Origin of the sequence: Corynebacterium sp. CMW7794 (assembly GCF_001563605.1) — a bacterium.
GTDB classification, from domain to species: Bacteria; Actinomycetota; Actinomycetes; order Mycobacteriales; family Mycobacteriaceae; genus Corynebacterium; species Corynebacterium phoceense.
In genome coordinates this window covers 1-14149 of the sequence record NZ_KQ961717.1, presented here as the reverse complement: position 1 = coordinate 14149, position 14149 = coordinate 1, and the positions used below count along the sequence as shown (strand labels likewise).

General features: G+C 62.4%; 15 protein-coding genes. 9 read left to right on the top strand and 6 right to left on the bottom strand.

Annotated elements, in window-relative coordinates; genetic code table 11:
• The first annotated feature begins 84 nt into the window (after positions 1-84).
• On the top strand, positions 85-1416 hold the full coding sequence (locus tag HMPREF3227_RS02895; protein WP_066510062.1) for a DUF349 domain-containing protein: 1332 nt from the start codon (positions 85-87) through the stop codon (positions 1414-1416).
• Positions 1417-2526: a hypothetical protein gene (locus HMPREF3227_RS02890; protein ID WP_066486569.1), complete on the top strand. Its 1110-nt coding sequence runs from the start codon at positions 1417-1419 to the stop codon at positions 2524-2526.
• A gap of 6 nt (positions 2527-2532) precedes the next feature.
• Here the strand turns inward: HMPREF3227_RS02890 and HMPREF3227_RS02885 are convergent, their stop codons facing one another.
• The gene (locus HMPREF3227_RS02885; protein ID WP_066510060.1) at positions 2533-3126 is read right to left on the bottom strand and encodes an Rv2732c family membrane protein; all 594 of its coding nucleotides are present in this window, start codon (positions 3124-3126) and stop codon (positions 2533-2535) included.
• Positions 3127-3147: 21 nt separating this feature from the next.
• Positions 3148-4767 carry a tRNA (N6-isopentenyl adenosine(37)-C2)-methylthiotransferase MiaB gene (gene miaB, locus HMPREF3227_RS02880; protein ID WP_255357122.1) on the bottom strand — a complete coding sequence of 540 codons (1620 nt, stop codon included), beginning with the start codon at positions 4765-4767 and terminating at the stop codon, positions 3148-3150.
• Positions 4768-5033: 266 nt separating this feature from the next.
• Here miaB and gluA point away from each other — a divergent pair, with 266 nt between their 5' ends.
• The 4 genes from gluA to HMPREF3227_RS02860 all read left to right on the top strand — a co-directional run bounded on the left by gluA (position 5034) and on the right by HMPREF3227_RS02860 (position 8366).
• Positions 5034-5762, top strand: a complete 729-nt coding sequence (gene gluA / locus HMPREF3227_RS02875; protein ID WP_049145056.1) for a glutamate ABC transporter ATP-binding protein GluA — start codon at positions 5034-5036, stop codon at positions 5760-5762.
• Positions 5763-5790: 28 nt separating this feature from the next.
• The gene (locus HMPREF3227_RS02870) at positions 5791-6678 is read left to right on the top strand and encodes a glutamate ABC transporter substrate-binding protein (protein ID WP_066486575.1); all 888 of its coding nucleotides are present in this window, start codon (positions 5791-5793) and stop codon (positions 6676-6678) included.
• Positions 6679-6741: 63 nt separating this feature from the next.
• Positions 6742-7428: a glutamate ABC transporter permease GluC gene (gluC, locus tag HMPREF3227_RS02865; RefSeq protein ID WP_066486577.1), complete on the top strand. Its 687-nt coding sequence runs from the start codon at positions 6742-6744 to the stop codon at positions 7426-7428.
• Positions 7428-8366 (top strand): amino acid ABC transporter permease, encoded by a 939-nt coding sequence (locus HMPREF3227_RS02860; RefSeq protein WP_066486580.1) that lies wholly within the window; start codon positions 7428-7430, stop codon positions 8364-8366. The genes gluC and HMPREF3227_RS02860 overlap by 1 nt, the downstream gene beginning before the upstream one ends.
• Before the next feature lie 45 nt (positions 8367-8411).
• Here HMPREF3227_RS02860 and recX read toward each other — a convergent pair whose 3' ends face one another.
• From recX to HMPREF3227_RS02845, 3 genes are all read right to left on the bottom strand, one after another.
• Positions 8412-9011: a recombination regulator RecX gene (recX, locus tag HMPREF3227_RS02855; RefSeq protein ID WP_066510057.1), complete on the bottom strand. Its 600-nt coding sequence runs from the start codon at positions 9009-9011 to the stop codon at positions 8412-8414.
• A 3-nt stretch (positions 9012-9014) separates the two neighbouring features.
• Positions 9015-10148 carry a recombinase RecA gene (gene recA, locus HMPREF3227_RS02850; RefSeq protein ID WP_066486592.1) on the bottom strand — a complete coding sequence of 378 codons (1134 nt, stop codon included), beginning with the start codon at positions 10146-10148 and terminating at the stop codon, positions 9015-9017.
• Positions 10149-10385: 237 nt separating this feature from the next.
• Entirely contained in the window at positions 10386-10601 is a 216-nt protein-coding gene (locus HMPREF3227_RS02845) for a DUF3046 domain-containing protein (protein ID WP_066510055.1), read from the bottom strand.
• Positions 10602-10724: 123 nt separating this feature from the next.
• Here HMPREF3227_RS02845 and HMPREF3227_RS02840 point away from each other — a divergent pair, with 123 nt between their 5' ends.
• Genes HMPREF3227_RS02840 through HMPREF3227_RS02830 form a run of 3 tightly spaced genes read left to right on the top strand, consistent with a single transcriptional unit; the run spans position 10725 to position 12621 of the window.
• A complete protein-coding gene (locus HMPREF3227_RS02840) occupies positions 10725-11312 on the top strand; it encodes a biotin transporter BioY (protein ID WP_066486596.1) in 588 nt (195 codons plus the stop codon).
• A complete protein-coding gene (locus tag HMPREF3227_RS02835) occupies positions 11305-11997 on the top strand; it encodes an energy-coupling factor ABC transporter ATP-binding protein (protein WP_066486598.1) in 693 nt (230 codons plus the stop codon). The genes HMPREF3227_RS02840 and HMPREF3227_RS02835 overlap by 8 nt, the downstream gene beginning before the upstream one ends.
• Positions 11998-12000: 3 nt before the next feature.
• The gene (locus tag HMPREF3227_RS02830) at positions 12001-12621 is read left to right on the top strand and encodes an energy-coupling factor transporter transmembrane component T family protein (protein WP_066486601.1); all 621 of its coding nucleotides are present in this window, start codon (positions 12001-12003) and stop codon (positions 12619-12621) included.
• Between the two features lie 909 nt (positions 12622-13530).
• Here HMPREF3227_RS02830 and HMPREF3227_RS13190 read toward each other — a convergent pair.
• On the bottom strand, positions 13531-14149 hold a 619-nt coding region (locus tag HMPREF3227_RS13190; RefSeq protein ID WP_231732311.1), incomplete at its 5' end, for a hypothetical protein.

Genomic DNA, 14149 nt, shown 5'->3' with positions numbered 1-14149 from the left:
CAGAAACTATTAAAGTGAGAAAAGACGTTTTATTGGCAGCCCCCGCGCGGGGCACGCAAGCAGAAGAAAGCACGGTGTGCGCACATGACTCCCATCCCTACCCCAGGCAATATGCCCAAGCCCGGCCCGCGCCCGGGAGCCAAACCCGGTGCGCACCGCCCTGCCGCACAGCCTGTGCCGGTGGCCACGCCGGTCGCCTCTGACCCGTCCAAATTCGGCCGCGTGGCTGACGATGGCACCGTGTATCTGAAGACCGCTGATGGCGAGCGAGAGATTGGCCAGTGGCAGGCCGGAACCCCGGCTGAGGGCTTGTCCCACTACGGTAAGCGCTTCGACGACCTTGCCACCGAGGTCGAGCTGCTCGAGGCCCGTCTCAAGGCGAACCCGGGCGAGGCCGAGTCCATCAAGAAGACGGCGTCCGAGCTGCGCGAGTCGCTGCCCACCGCCGCCGTCATTGGCGATATCGAGGCGCTGGACAAGCGCCTGACCGCAGTCCTCGAGCACTCGGACAAGGCCGGCCAGCAGGCGCAGGCCGACAAGGCCCGCCGCCGCGAGGAGGCCATCGCTGCCAAAGAGAAGCTTGCCGCAGAAGCCGAGGACCTCGCTGCGAACTCCACCGAGTGGAAAGCGGCGGGCGATCGCATCCGCACCATCCTCGAGGAGTGGAAGCAGATCCGCGGCATCGACCGCAAGACGGACGACCAGCTGTGGAAGCGCTACTCCCGCGCCCGCGACTCCTTCAACCGCCGCCGCGGTTCCCACTTCGCGGAGCTCGACCGTAGCCGCGCCGCCGCGAAGGCGAAGAAGGAAGAGCTCGTCGCCCGCGCCGAGGCGCTCATGGATTCCACGGAATGGGGCGAGACCGCCCGCAAGTTCCGCGACCTCATGAGCGAGTGGAAGGCTGCCGGCCGCGCCCCGCGCGACATCGATGACAAGCTGTGGGCCGCGTTCCGTGCCGCGCAGGACAAGTTCTTCGACGCCCGCAACGCCCTCAACGACGAGCGCGACAAGGAATTCGCGGCGAACGCCGAGGCCAAGGACGCGCTGCTTGCCGAGTACGACTCCCAGATCGACCCGGAGAAGTCCATCGAGACGGCGAAGAACAAGCTGCGCGAGCTCCAGGAGAAGTGGGAGGACATCGGCTTCGTCCCGCGGGCTCGCATCCGCGAGTACGAGGACAAGATCGAGGCGCTCGAAAAGCGCGTCGCTGACGCCGAGTCCGCCGAGTGGCGCCGCACAGACCCCGAGGTCCAGGCCCGTGTCGCCCAGTTCCAGGCCAAGGTCGACAACTTCACTGCGCAAGCCGAGGCCGCTGAGGCCAAGGGCAAGACGAAGAAGGCCGAGGAGCTGCGCGCCCAGGCCGCGCAGTGGCAGGAGTGGGCTGACACGGCCGCTGCCGCCGCGAACGACCAGTAAATGCGCCTCATTCAGGTCTCCCCGCCCGCTGCCACGCTCGTGGCGGCGGGCGCCTTCGATCCCTCAGACGTCGTGCGCAGCTTCGTCTTCGCCTCGAACCTCGCGGCGCAGGAGGCGACGGGCGACCCCGCCGCGTCCGTCGCGCCGGAGCGCGTCCTCAATCGTCTCAAAGGCTCGACCGAGTCCACGACTCTCCTCTTTGCCGCTGTCGAGGGCCCCGCCGTCGGCGAGGTGGGCGAACTCGGCCTGCCCACCACGCCCGCCGCCGTCGACCCCGGCGCCGACTCCCCGCTCTTTGATTACCGTGGCTTTATCTTGCTCACGCTCCCCCTGCTTGAGGAAAAGGGCCACGCCGACATCGAGCTCGTCCTCGACGTCGATCTATTGCCTCTGCCGGGCGAGCCGCTCGATCTCGAGGGCGAAGAAGTCGCACGCTGGCTCGCCGCGCAGTCCCTCACTCTCATGGGAAAGCTCGGTCGCGATGTCGCGCAGGTGGGACTCACAGTCGAGCCCGAAGACCCGTTCCTCCCCGCATTCCGGGAGCTGGGCTTCGAGTGCAAGCACCGTGAGGAACAAATCGTCTGCTCTGTCCCCGCAGACCCAGCGGTGCCGCTGCTTCCCCACGGGCTCGCCGTGCGCGTGTGGGAGGACTACGACATCCCGGACGCGGAGCTGCCAGACGTCCTGGAGCTGCTCACCGTCGCCGGCGCCGACACGTGCAACGGGGCGCTCACCGTCGAACCCGTCGTGTGGACCGCCGAGCGCCTCCGCGACGCCGCGGCCCGGCTGCGCGACCGCAAGGCGCACACCCTGCTCGTGGGGCTAGAAATCGAGGGTCGCGTGGTGGTTCTCAGCGAGCTCGCACACCAGGAGCACGGGGATCCCGAGGTCGCCGAGTGGACGCTTACCGTCACCGCGCGTGACCGCCGCGGCGAGGGGCTCTCGCGCTTGGCGCAGCTCGTCGCGCTGCGCGAGGTGCGCCGCGTGTGGCCCGAGGTCACCCGTGCGTACGGCTCCTTCGCGCCTGCCGATGCCCCCTCCGCCCAGCTAGCACAAAGCCTCGGCGCGCAGAGGATCTCTGCGGCCGAGGCCTGGGAGCTCAAGCTCTAGTTCTCGCTAGTTTTCGCGCTGGCGGCGGTGACGCTCGGCGGCCTGCGCACGGCGGTCGTCGATGAGGACCGGATTATCGTCTGCGGCATCCTTCGGCGTGTGCGTCTGAACGGCGACGACGGCGTTCGGGCGGGCGGCGAGCTCGCGCACGCGCCCCTCGGCAGCGCGCTGCTCCGGGGACTTGTGCATGATAATCCGCGCGAAGGCGACGACCGCAATGATATCGCCGAGGAGCAACAGGTAGAAACCCGGGCCCGTCGAATTCGCTGCCCAGAAAGCCCACAGCGCGACGAAAAGGCCGAGGCCCACGAGCATCCACGCAATTTGGGCAAGCATCGTACGGCGTGCCACGAGCGTAATAAGCGTGAGAATCATTCCGATGGCCGAGGCGAGGGCGAAGACCTGCTCCATGATGGAGACGTCGCCCAGCCCCAGGAGCGTTTCCGCGCCGCTGAAGCCATTCGTGTTGTCGAAGAGCAGGCTCACAACGTAGAGCAGCACCGCAACGCCCAGCGGGATAGTCGCGCCGCCGAGCTCCAGTGTTTTCGCCGCGCGCTTCTCCGCGGCGAGCGCGTCCTGCAATTCTTTCGTATCACTCATGGAGCTCAACCTTACTCTGGCTTAGCAACCACACGATTTTTCGCCAGGCTCGCCAGCGACCGGCGCGGATGCCGGCTTGCCGATGGACGGCAGGCCTAGACCCACGCCAATCGGCGCGGTGGTCGGGGTCTCGCCCGCGGCCGACATGTCGCCCGCCTTGGTGCGACGGTGCTCAGTGACGCCGGCGTCAGCAATGAGGAAGAAGGATCCTGCGTCCGTGACCGTCGTGTGAACGACGTCGCCGGGTCGTATATCTCCGGCAATCTCATTGCCGGCGGCATCGGAAGGCGTGAAGTGCACGAGGCGGCCGTCGCGGGCGCGGCCGGTAAGACGGTGGGTCTCCTCGTTTTTCCGGCCGCCGGTAGCCTGGACGAGCAGCTCGACGTCGGTGCCCACGAGCTTGGCGTTCTCCTCCGCGGCGATGCGGTCCTGGAGCGCGACGAGGCGCTCGAAGCGGTCCTGGACGACCTCCTTAGGGATCTGATCCTCGCGGGCGCCAGCCGGGGTGCCGGGGCGCGGCGAGTACTGGAACGTGAACGCGGAGGCGAAGCGGGCGCGCTCGACGACGTCCATGGTGGCTTGGAAGTCTTCCTCGGTCTCGCCCGGGAAGCCCACGATGATATCCGTGGTAATCGCCGCATGCGGAATCTTCTCGCGCACCTCGTCGAGGATGCCCAGGAACTTCTTGGATCGGTAGCTGCGACGCATCTCCTTGAGGACGCGGTCCGAGCCGGACTGTAGCGGCATGTGCAGCTGCGGACAGATGACGGGGTTCTCGGCCATGACGTCGATAACGTCCGAGGTGAACTCGGCCGGGTGCGGCGAGGTGAAGCGCAGGCGCTCCAAGCCTTCAATCTTCGCGACTTCGCGCAGCAGCTTGGAGAACGCGAATTTATCGCGCGGCAGGTTGGGGTCCGCGAAGTTCACGCCGTAGGCGTTGACGTTCTGGCCGAGCAGCGTAACTTCGGACACGCCCTGGTCAACGAGCGCCTGGACTTCGGCCAGGATGTCGCCCGGGCGACGGTCCTCTTCTTTGCCACGCAGCGACGGCACAATGCAGAACGTGCACGTGTTATTGCAGCCCACGGACACGGACACCCAGCCGGCGTACGCGGACTCGCGCTTGGCAGGCAGGACGGAGGGGAACTCCTCGAGGGAGTCAACAATCTCAATCTGCGCTTCGTCATTGTGACGGGCACGCTCGAGCAGCGTGGGCAGCGCCGCCATGTTGTGGGTGCCGAAGACGGCATCAACCCATGGCGCGTTGCCCAGCACGGTGTCCTTATCCTTCTGCGCGAGGCAACCGCCCACGGCAATCTGCATGCCGGGGTGATTGTCCTTCGTCTTCTTCAGGTTGCCCAGCGTGCCGTAGAGGCGCTTATCGGCGTTCTCACGCACGGCGCACGTATTGAACACGACGAGGTCAGGCTCCTGCTCCTCCGCGGCGGCGACATAGCCAGCCTCTTCTAGCAGACCCGAGATGCGCTCAGAGTCGTGAACGTTCATCTGGCAGCCGAAAGTACGCACTTCATAGGTACGCGCGGAACCATCCGGGTTGGTGCCAGCGCTCTGCGCGATCTGGCCGAGGGCGGCCTCCGGATCGACTCCGGTGACGGCGTTTTTGGGGTTTCTAGTGTTCATGGGGGCGCTCACGTCGGTTCATTCTAACGACGCTCGGGGGTAACTCATAACCGCGCTCTTTCCCGGTTCACCAACTTCGCCGCATGAATGTTTCCTGCCATCCACCAGGCGTTTCTATATATTGACAGATATACTCCTTTTTGCAGGCGGGTGAAGCGTTATCAAAATGTGACCCTATTGTTCACCCTTGTGACACCGCGCACCTTATTATCCCAACATGACCCGTTCAACATACGGAAGGAAGTAGTGATGTGAGCAACTCCCCAATGATTCGCATCAGCGACGTACAAAAGTACTTCGACGATTATCACGCATTGCGCGACATTAATCTCGAGATCCAGCGCGGCGAAGTTGTTGTCGTGCTCGGCCCCTCGGGATCCGGTAAGTCCACGCTGTGCCGCACCATCAACCGCCTCGAGACCATCGAGTCCGGCTCCATCGCCATCGACGGCACCCCACTGCCGGAGGAAGGCAAGGCCCTGGCCACGTTGCGCGCCGACGTGGGCATGGTCTTCCAGCAGTTCAACCTCTTCCCGCACTTGACCATCAAGGACAACGTGACGCTGGGCCCCATCAAGGTGCGCAAGATGTCCAAGTCCGCCGCGAACGACCTGGCGCTCCAGCTCCTCGACCGCGTGGGGATTGCCAACCAGGCAGACAAATACCCGGCGCAGCTCTCCGGTGGACAGCAACAGCGCGTCGCCATCGCCCGCGCGCTCGCGATGAAGCCGAAGGTCATGCTCTTCGACGAACCAACCTCCGCGCTGGACCCGGAGATGGTCAACGAGGTTTTGGACGTCATGACGGACCTCGCCAAGGAGGGCATGACCATGGTCGTCGTCACGCACGAGATGGGATTCGCCCGCAAGGCCGCGGACCGCATCTTGTTCATGGCCGACGGCGAGATCGTCGAAGATACCGACCCCGACTCTTTCTTCACCAACCCGCAATCGGGTCGCGCCCGGGACTTCCTGGGCAAGATCCTCCACCACTAATCCCATCCTCATCTCAAGGAGAAACACCATGTCTCGTTCCCACATCACCCGCGTTATCGCCGCCACCTCCGCCGTCCTTGCCTCTGGCGCCCTGCTCGCTGCCTGCGGCGGCTCCTCCGACTCCGCCTCCGGCGAAGGCGAGGGCCTACTCGCCCACATCGAGTCTGGCAACGTCACCCTCGGCACCAAGTTCGACCAGCCGGGTCTCGGCCTGCGCGAGGGCGACGGGTCCATGTCCGGCCTGGACGTCGACGTCGCGACCTACGTCGTCAACCAGATCGCGAAGGACAAGGGCTGGGCTGAGCCAAAAATCGAGTGGAAGGAAACCCCTTCCGCGCAGCGCGAGACCCTCATCGAGAACGGCCAGGTCGACATGATCGCCGCGACCTACTCCATCAACGCCTCCCGCGCAGAGAAGGTCAACTTCGGTGGCCCGTACCTCGTCACCCACCAGGCGCTCCTCGTCTCCGAGGACAACGCGGAGATCAAGGGCCTCGATGGCCTCGACGGCAAGATCCTCTGCTCCGTCACCGGCTCCACCCCGGCTCAGAAGGTCAAGGAGGCTCTGCCGTCCGTGCAGCTCCAAGAGTTCGACACCTACTCCTCCTGTGTTGAGGCACTCTCCCAGGGCACCATCGACGCAATGACCACGGACGCGACCATCCTCAACGGCTACGCCGCCCAGAACGAGGGCAAGTTCAAGGTTGTCGAGCTCGAGAAGGACGGCAAGCCGTTCACCGACGAGTACTACGGCATCGGCCTCGCCAAGGACGACCAGGAGGCCACGGACGCCATCAATGCGGCGCTTGAGGAAATGCACTCCTCCGGCGAGTTCGACAAGCTCGTCTCCGCCAACCTTGGCGAGGGCGACGCCATCGAGCCGGGTACCCCGGGCGACCTGTCCTTCGTGGAATAACGCCCCCTTAGGCCGGGCTTGACAAGCCCGGCCCCTCCCATCCCCAATGAACGAGGAGAAAACATGAGCTCCATGTGGAGCCAGCTGGGTCCAGAACTCTGGCCCGCGTTTTGGCTCACTATCAAACTCACGCTGTGGTCGGCGTTGGGTTCCATGATCCTTGGCACCATCCTGACCGCGATGCGCGTCTCCCCCGTCGGCATTCTGCGCTTCCTGGCTACGACGTACATCACGATCGTGCGCAATACGCCGCTCACTCTGGTCGTGCTGTTCTGTTCCTTCGGTCTGTACCAGACCCTCGGTGTCACGCTCGCCAGCCGCGAGTCGGCGACATTCCTCATCGACAACAACGTGCGCCTGGCCATCGTGGGCTTTATCCTCTACACCTCCGCATTCGTCGCTGAGTCGTTGCGCTCCGGTATCAACACCGTAGACTTCGGCCAGGCGGAGGCCGCCCGCTCGCTCGGCCTGTCCTTTAGCCAGACGTTTAGCACCATCGTCTTCCCGCAGGCCGTTCGCGCGGCCATCGTGCCGCTGGGCAATACGCTCATCGCGTTGACGAAGAACACGACCATCGCGTCCGTCATCGGCGTCGCCGAGGCCTCGCTGCTCATGAAGTCGACCATTGAGTTCCACGCCAGCCAGCTCTTTGTCATCTTCCTCATCTTCGCAGCAGGCTTCATCATCCTTACGCTGCCCATGGGCCTTGGCCTGGGCAAGCTCTCTGAGAAATTGGCGGTGAAGAAATAATGTCCGTACGCGCCACAGTGCTTTACGATGCCCCCGGCCCTAAGGGCCAGCGCAACAACGTCATCTATACAGTCATCACCGTCATCGTCGCCACCGCGGTCCTCGCGTGGGTGTTCATGAAGCTGAACGAGCGCAACCAGCTCAGCCCTGAGCTGTGGACGCCGTTCCTCAATTCGCAGACATGGACGACGTATCTGCTCCCGGGTCTCAAGGGCACGATCTTCTCCGCCGTCGCCTCCATTCTGTTGGCCATCGTCTTTGGCGTGGTCTTCGGTCTAGGACGCCTGAGCGAGCACCGCCCCGTCCGCTGGGTGTGCGGCATTGTCGTGGAGTTCTTCCGCGCCATCCCCGTGCTGCTGCTCATGATTTTCGCCTACCAGCTCTTCGCGGTTTACGACCTCGTGCCGTCCAAGCACCTCGCCTTCGGCGCCGTTGTCTTCGCGCTCACGCTCTACAACGGCTCCGTCGTCGCCGAGATTCTGCGCTCCGGCATCCGCTCGCTGCCCAAGGGCCAAACCGAGGCAGCTAAGGCGCTGGGACTGAGCCACCAGCAAACCATGTTCAAGGTGTTGCTCCCCCAGGCCGTCGCGGCGATGCTGCCTGCGCTCATCTCGCAGATGGTCATCGCCCTCAAGGACTCCGCGCTCGGCTACCAGATCGGCTATGTCGAAGTTGTCCGCTCCGGTATCCAATCCGCGTCCTTCAACAAGAACTACCTGGCTTCGCTGATCGTCGTCGCCATCATCATGATCCTCATCAACTGGGGACTCACAGTGCTGGCCCAACGCATCGAGCGTCAGCTGCGCGCCGGCCGCGCCCGCAAGAACATCGTGGCCAACGTGCCGCACCATCACTCGCAGGGCCTCGACACCAAGGACGAGGTCAACGCCGATTGGCACGCACCCGGCTACAAGGAAATCCGCAACCCCGCGGAATAACCACCTCACATGGGCACGCCGAACCCCCAGCAACCAGCTGGGGGTTTACTCGTTTTCCAGCTCCGCGCAGCGCGCCTCGAGAGCCGCCTTCGCCACGCGCAACGACGCGCCCTCGTTAAAGCCGCGGCGGGCAAGCACGCCCACGATGCGCCGCAGTACCTTGTCGCGCTCCGCACGGTCTTCCGGGATGGTCTTCACCGAACGAGCCTTTTTAGCAGCAAGATCTTCCATGATTGACTGTTCGGACTCTTGCGTCACCTGCTCGAGCGCCTCCGCGCGGTCTACTTGCGCTACCCCCTTACGCTGCAGCTCGCGGTCGAGCACCCACGCCGACTTGCCGCGGCGCGCATGGCGTTGGCGCACCCATTCGCGCGCGAATGCCGCGTCATCGAGCAGGCCCACGTTCGCAAGATCGTCGAGGACCGACTCGATGACCTCCGGGTCAAACTCGGCCCGCACCAGACGGTCATGCAGCTCCGACCGCGAACGCGCACGCTGATCGAGCAACAGGAGCGCGCGCGAGCGCACCTTGGCTTTAGCTTCTTCTTCCTGGACATCAAAAAGCCCGCCCCCGGCGGCACCAGATTCATAGGCTTCTAGTGCTTGGCGTAGCTTTTCGAGCTTCTCGGGAGCGGGTTCTGACACGGCTTACTCGTCGTCGAAGTCGACGGTTGGCACCAAGTCCACAGCCTCGTCCGAGAGACCGTCATCCGCACCCGGGACGTCCATGTGGACCTCTTCATCCGTGGCGGCAGCGGTACCGATACCCAGCTTGGTGAAGATCTTCTTCTCGATCTCATCCGCCAGGTCCGGGTTGTCCTTGAGGAAATGGCGTGCCTTTTCCTTGCCCTGGCCCAGCTGGTCGCCCTCGTAGGTAAACCAGGAGCCCGACTTCTTAATGAAGCCATGCTCGACACCCATGTCGATGATCGAGGACTCACGGGAGATGCCCTCGCCATAGATGATGTCGAACTCCGCAATCTTGAACGGCGGCGAGACCTTGTTCTTCACGATCTTGATCTTGGTGCGGTTACCGATGGCGTCCTGACCGTCCTTGAGCGTCTGAATGCGGCGAATATCGCAACGCACGGACGCGTAGAACTTGAGCGCCTTACCACCGGTGGTGGTCTCCGGCGAGCCGAACATGACGCCGATCTTCTCACGCAACTGGTTAATGAAGATGGCGGTCGTACCCGAGTTGTAGAGCGCACCGGTCATCTTGCGCAGTGCCTGCGACATGAGGCGGGCTTGCAAGCCGACGTGGCTATCGCCCATCTCGCCTTCAATTTCCGCCTTCGGCGTCAGTGCGGCGACGGAGTCGATGACGATGATGTCAATGGCGCCGGAGCGCACGAGCATGTCCGCAATCTCCAGGGCCTGTTCACCGGTATCCGGCTGGGACACGAGCAGGTTATCCGTATCCACGCCCACGAGGCGTGCATATTCCGGATCCAGCGCGTGCTCGGCATCGATGAACGCGGCGATGCCGCCGTCCTTCTGCGCCGAGGCAATCGCGTGGAGGGCCACGGTGGTCTTACCGGAAGACTCAGGGCCGTAAATCTCGACGATGCGGCCGCGCGGGAAGCCGCCGATGCCCAGCGCCACGTCGATGGCGGTATTGCCGGAGGAAATAGCCCGAATAGGCGGGCGATTATCGTCGCCCAGGCGCATGACGGCGCCCTTGCCAAAGTCCTTCTCGATCATCGCCATGGCGGAGTCGAGCGCCTTCTGGCGATCCTCCGCGGCGCTGACCGTGGTGCTCTTCTTGGTCTTTGCAGCCATAGTGTGTCGTCCTTTAATAAGTCTATTGAGCGTCTATGTATCTTACGGGGCGCTAACCCCGCTTACCGAGTTAGACTGCGCGCCCACCCATGTGGGTTCCACGCGCGGTGCAAGTATTTTCTTTCATCCTGCGTCCCGCGGTATGCACAGAACTCTACGTCCCGCCGGAACATGCCCCTCATACTACACGCACGAATGTTCGATGTTCGAATTTTCGGCGCGTGTTCGGGAACTCTCCTACTTACTGTTGTAGTCCACGCCCAGGCGTCGTTCTTCAGGGACTTCAAAATCCTCACACAACTCGCGCCAGACGTCGCGCGGATCGACGCCACGTTCGATGAGTTCGTCCGCCGTGCCGCCGAGCTTCGCCAGCACGTGGGAGTGCGAAATCCACTTTCCCTCGGAGTCACCAAATTCGTCGACGATCAATTGGTGGTATTCGGTCAAACGCATGGCGGCCAGTGTACCGCGCCCCCTTGGCCCGTCGTGGACGCCGTCCCCCAATGCCCTGCATGAACGCTGTTCAAAATCCCTCTTTTACTGGGTTTTCCATCCGCGGTGCTACAGTTTCTCGCTATGAAGAAGAACTCTCTCGCCACAGATCTTGCCTACGTGGCCGTCTTTACCGCACTTGTCATTGTCCTCGCTTTCGTCTCCATCCCTATCGGCACGGCTGGCGTTCCGATCGTCCTCCAGAACGCCGCGCTCATCCTCGCCGGCTTGGTGCTTGGCGGCCGTCGCGGCATGTACGTCGGTCTCCTCTTCCTCTTCCTCGGTCTCGCTCTTCCTGTCCTCGCAGGCGGCGGCACCACCCTGCGCGCACTCGCGGGCCCCACGGCCGGCTACATCATCGGCTACGTCATCTCCCCCGCCATCGCTGGCCTCATCGCCTACCGTTCCCCGCGCAACAAGGGCGGCATGACCGTCATGCTCGCCATCGCAGCATTCGTCGGCCTTGCGGTGCAGTACACCTGCGGCGCTCTGGGCCTCATGGTGCGCTCGGGCATGGAGGCATCGGCAGCCTTCGCGGCCCAACTGCCCTTCATCGCGCCGGACTCCGGCAAACTCGTCGTCGCCATCCTCATCGCGCTCGCTGTCCACGCCGCGTTCCCGGATCTTATGGGCCACAAGAAGACCGCTTCGAAGAAGGCCGCCGTTGCCTAAGGTCGAATTCCGCGGGGTGGGCGTGTCCTATGACGAGACGCTCATCCTCGACGACATCAACCTCACGCTTACCGAACAGCGCATCGGCATCATCGGTGAGAACGGCGGCGGCAAGTCTACGCTCACGCGTCTTATCAACGGCCTGGGAGAGCCCACCACTGGCACCGTCACCGTCGACGGCCTCGACGTCGCCGAGCACGGCAAAGAGATCCGCCAGAAGGTCGGCTTCGTCTTCTCTGACGCCGAGAACCAAATCGTCATGCCGCAGGTACGCGACGACGTCGCCTTCTCCCTGCGCCGCTTCAAGCTCCCCAAGGCCGAGCGCAACCAGCGTGCCGATGCCGCCCTTGACCGCTTTGGTCTCGCCGACCGCGCCGAACAATCGCCGCACACCCTCTCCGGTGGACAAAAGCAGTTGCTAGCGCTGGCCGCCGTACTCGTCATCGACCCAGTCCTCATCATCGCGGACGAGCCCACGACGCTACTCGATTTGCGCAACCGTGACCGCATCAAGCGCGAGTTTGCCAAGCTTGAGCAACAGCTCATCGTCGTTACCCACGATCTCGAGTTCCTTTCGGACTTCGACCGCGTCATATGCATCGACGACCACCACGTGGCCGCCGACGGCACGCCCGATGAGGTCATCTCTTTCTACCGTGACCTCATGGCCACCCGTCCCCTCTAAAACATGAAACGCCGCACGAATATCCCGCTGTCCGTCTACGTTCCAGGCGACACGTTCATTCACCGGATGAAGCCGAGCTGGAAGATCCTCATTCTGATCGTCTTCATCCTGGTGACGAGCATCTTCTGCCGCACGATACCGCTCGCCGCGGCCTCCGTCTTACTCCCGGCGCTCGCCTTTGTCATCGCAAAGGTTCCGCCGAAGATTGCGTGGAGCCAGATGTGGCCGCCGCTGTTTATCCTCGTTCCACTCGCCGCCTTCCAGTGGTGGGCTCGCGACTTCGAGTACGCCGTGGTCATGTTCCTCACCATCTTCGCCGCGATGATGGCCGCATTCCTCCTCACGCTCACCTCCACGGTGGACGCCATCATGGAGTCCCTCGAGGACTCCCTGCGCCCACTCGCCCGCTTCGGGTTACCGGTGGAAACCATCAGCCTCGCCATGTCGCTCACCATCCGGCTCATCCCGCTCATGTTCGAGACAGTCTACGAGGTCCTCGATGCCCGCAAGGCCCGCGGCGCCGGCTTTAGTCCGCTGGCTTTCGGCACGCCGGTCATTATCCGGTCCATCCGCCGCGCCCGCGCGATGGGCGAAGCGCTCCAGGCCCGCGGAGTCGGCGACTAGGACGCCAGCCTGGATTTCAGAACAAGGAAGGACCCAGAACCGCGCGCATCTGGGTCCTTCGTTGTTCCACACTGCTATCGGCTGATCGCACTACGCCCGGCGGCGTGGGGTTGCGTGGGCGTATTCCTGTCGCAGGGTACGCAAGCTGGCGGACTTCTATCAGATGGGTATTACTGCGGCTAAAAGCTACAGCCCGCGGTAAAAGGCAAACGTGGAAAGAGCTGTCGACATTGCGCAGACCTGGTGCGCGGAATACTTGGATGACCAGGAGTTCTACAGTTATGACCAGCTCAATGAAGCCTTGGTTGTGCAAACGGACTTCATCAATGATAGGCCGTACTTTCGAGGTCAGAAGGTCTCACGTCGGCAACTGTTTGAACTAGCTCCTTTTTCGCGGTGACTCTGGGCGGTAGGGGGCAGGGCGTTGGCTTGGATCCGGGCCCCAACTCGGCTCCGGTAGCGGATACCAGCTAGGCATCCGCGGCAGCATCGCTAATACATCCTCACGAATCCATCCCATTTGTAGCTGAACGATCCGATAATCATCGTCGGGATATTCTTCGTTCAGACCAGCCGTCCACCGTTCACAATGAGCACGGTGAGACACTGCGTGCTCACCAATTGCATTGAATTCTGATTCATGCGGCTCTCCGTGAAAACTCACAGCGATCAAAAACTCTTCACCGGTCTCAAGTGGACGGGTGATCCCGTATGTGCCGTGGAGACTTTTCCTATAGTCGATTGTGACACATTCACACGAGAGAAACTTGTAGTCCAACCCACTAGTTAGCTCTTCCATTTCGGGATAGTCGTCCATTGCATGGACTGCCCACAGTTCCTCGGATTGACGCCACCACCACCTATAGTAACGTTGGCAATCGGGCAAAACGTTAGGTGGGTACATTGGACTCATTTTATTCCACACTCCAATCGTGTATTTGGTGGATAGGCACGTGCATAGTACTTCTTTCCACTTACATCGATAGTTCCAGCAACCGAACCACCGAAGATTGTCTTCTTGTCCCCGTCGCATTTATATGCAAGGGCCTCAGACTTTAAGCTCGCCTCACTTAAGCTATGATTTTCAAACTCCGCTAATTTGACAAATGATCCCATTGGCAACGGAAACCATTGATGGGCATGCAGACTTAGCGAATGGTCGATTCTCGTTACCCGTTTGGAACACTTAGTATAAGCCTTAAATCCGACTATCTTGTCTTCACCCGTGGCACCGCTTTTTGTGCGTCGATGAATATACTGCGGTTCAAGCACGCACGGGCCATATTCTTTGGTAATTGCGGCTCGCTCGGCAACCGCCGGAACACTCCCGTATCCGTTCTGCAAAATGCTGTTTTCGATGCTCCGGAAATACTCTTCCGCGTCAGCAGGAGATGGAAAATAGATGTAAGGAGTCACATATCCGTCAGAGCCATCAAAGACCTTGCCTCGAATAATTCCATTCTCAAACTGCTGCGTTGCTTGCAGAGTTCCCTCGGGCCTGACCCCTGGAAAGTAGACACGTCGGGGG

What these genes read in the sequence shown, in the direction of transcription:
- HMPREF3227_RS02895 (WP_066510062.1), top strand. Translation starts at nt 85, where the DNA reads ATGACTCCCATCCCTACCCCAGGCAATATGCCCAAGCCCGGCCCGCGC.
- HMPREF3227_RS02890 (WP_066486569.1), top strand. Translation starts at nt 1,417, where the DNA reads ATGCGCCTCATTCAGGTCTCCCCGCCCGCTGCCACGCTCGTGGCGGCG.
- HMPREF3227_RS02885 (WP_066510060.1), bottom strand. Translation starts at nt 3,126, where the DNA reads ATGAGTGATACGAAAGAATTGCAGGACGCGCTCGCCGCGGAGAAGCGC.
- miaB (WP_255357122.1), bottom strand. Translation starts at nt 4,767, where the DNA reads ATGAACACTAGAAACCCCAAAAACGCCGTCACCGGAGTCGATCCGGAG.
- gluA (WP_049145056.1), top strand. Translation starts at nt 5,034, where the DNA reads ATGATTCGCATCAGCGACGTACAAAAGTACTTCGACGATTATCACGCA.
- HMPREF3227_RS02870 (WP_066486575.1), top strand. Translation starts at nt 5,791, where the DNA reads ATGTCTCGTTCCCACATCACCCGCGTTATCGCCGCCACCTCCGCCGTC.
- gluC (WP_066486577.1), top strand. Translation starts at nt 6,742, where the DNA reads ATGAGCTCCATGTGGAGCCAGCTGGGTCCAGAACTCTGGCCCGCGTTT.
- HMPREF3227_RS02860 (WP_066486580.1), top strand. Translation starts at nt 7,428, where the DNA reads ATGTCCGTACGCGCCACAGTGCTTTACGATGCCCCCGGCCCTAAGGGC.
- recA (WP_066486592.1), bottom strand. Translation starts at nt 10,148, where the DNA reads ATGGCTGCAAAGACCAAGAAGAGCACCACGGTCAGCGCCGCGGAGGAT.
- HMPREF3227_RS02845 (WP_066510055.1), bottom strand. Translation starts at nt 10,601, where the DNA reads ATGCGTTTGACCGAATACCACCAATTGATCGTCGACGAATTTGGTGAC.
- HMPREF3227_RS02840 (WP_066486596.1), top strand. Translation starts at nt 10,725, where the DNA reads ATGAAGAAGAACTCTCTCGCCACAGATCTTGCCTACGTGGCCGTCTTT.
- HMPREF3227_RS02830 (WP_066486601.1), top strand. Translation starts at nt 12,001, where the DNA reads ATGAAACGCCGCACGAATATCCCGCTGTCCGTCTACGTTCCAGGCGAC.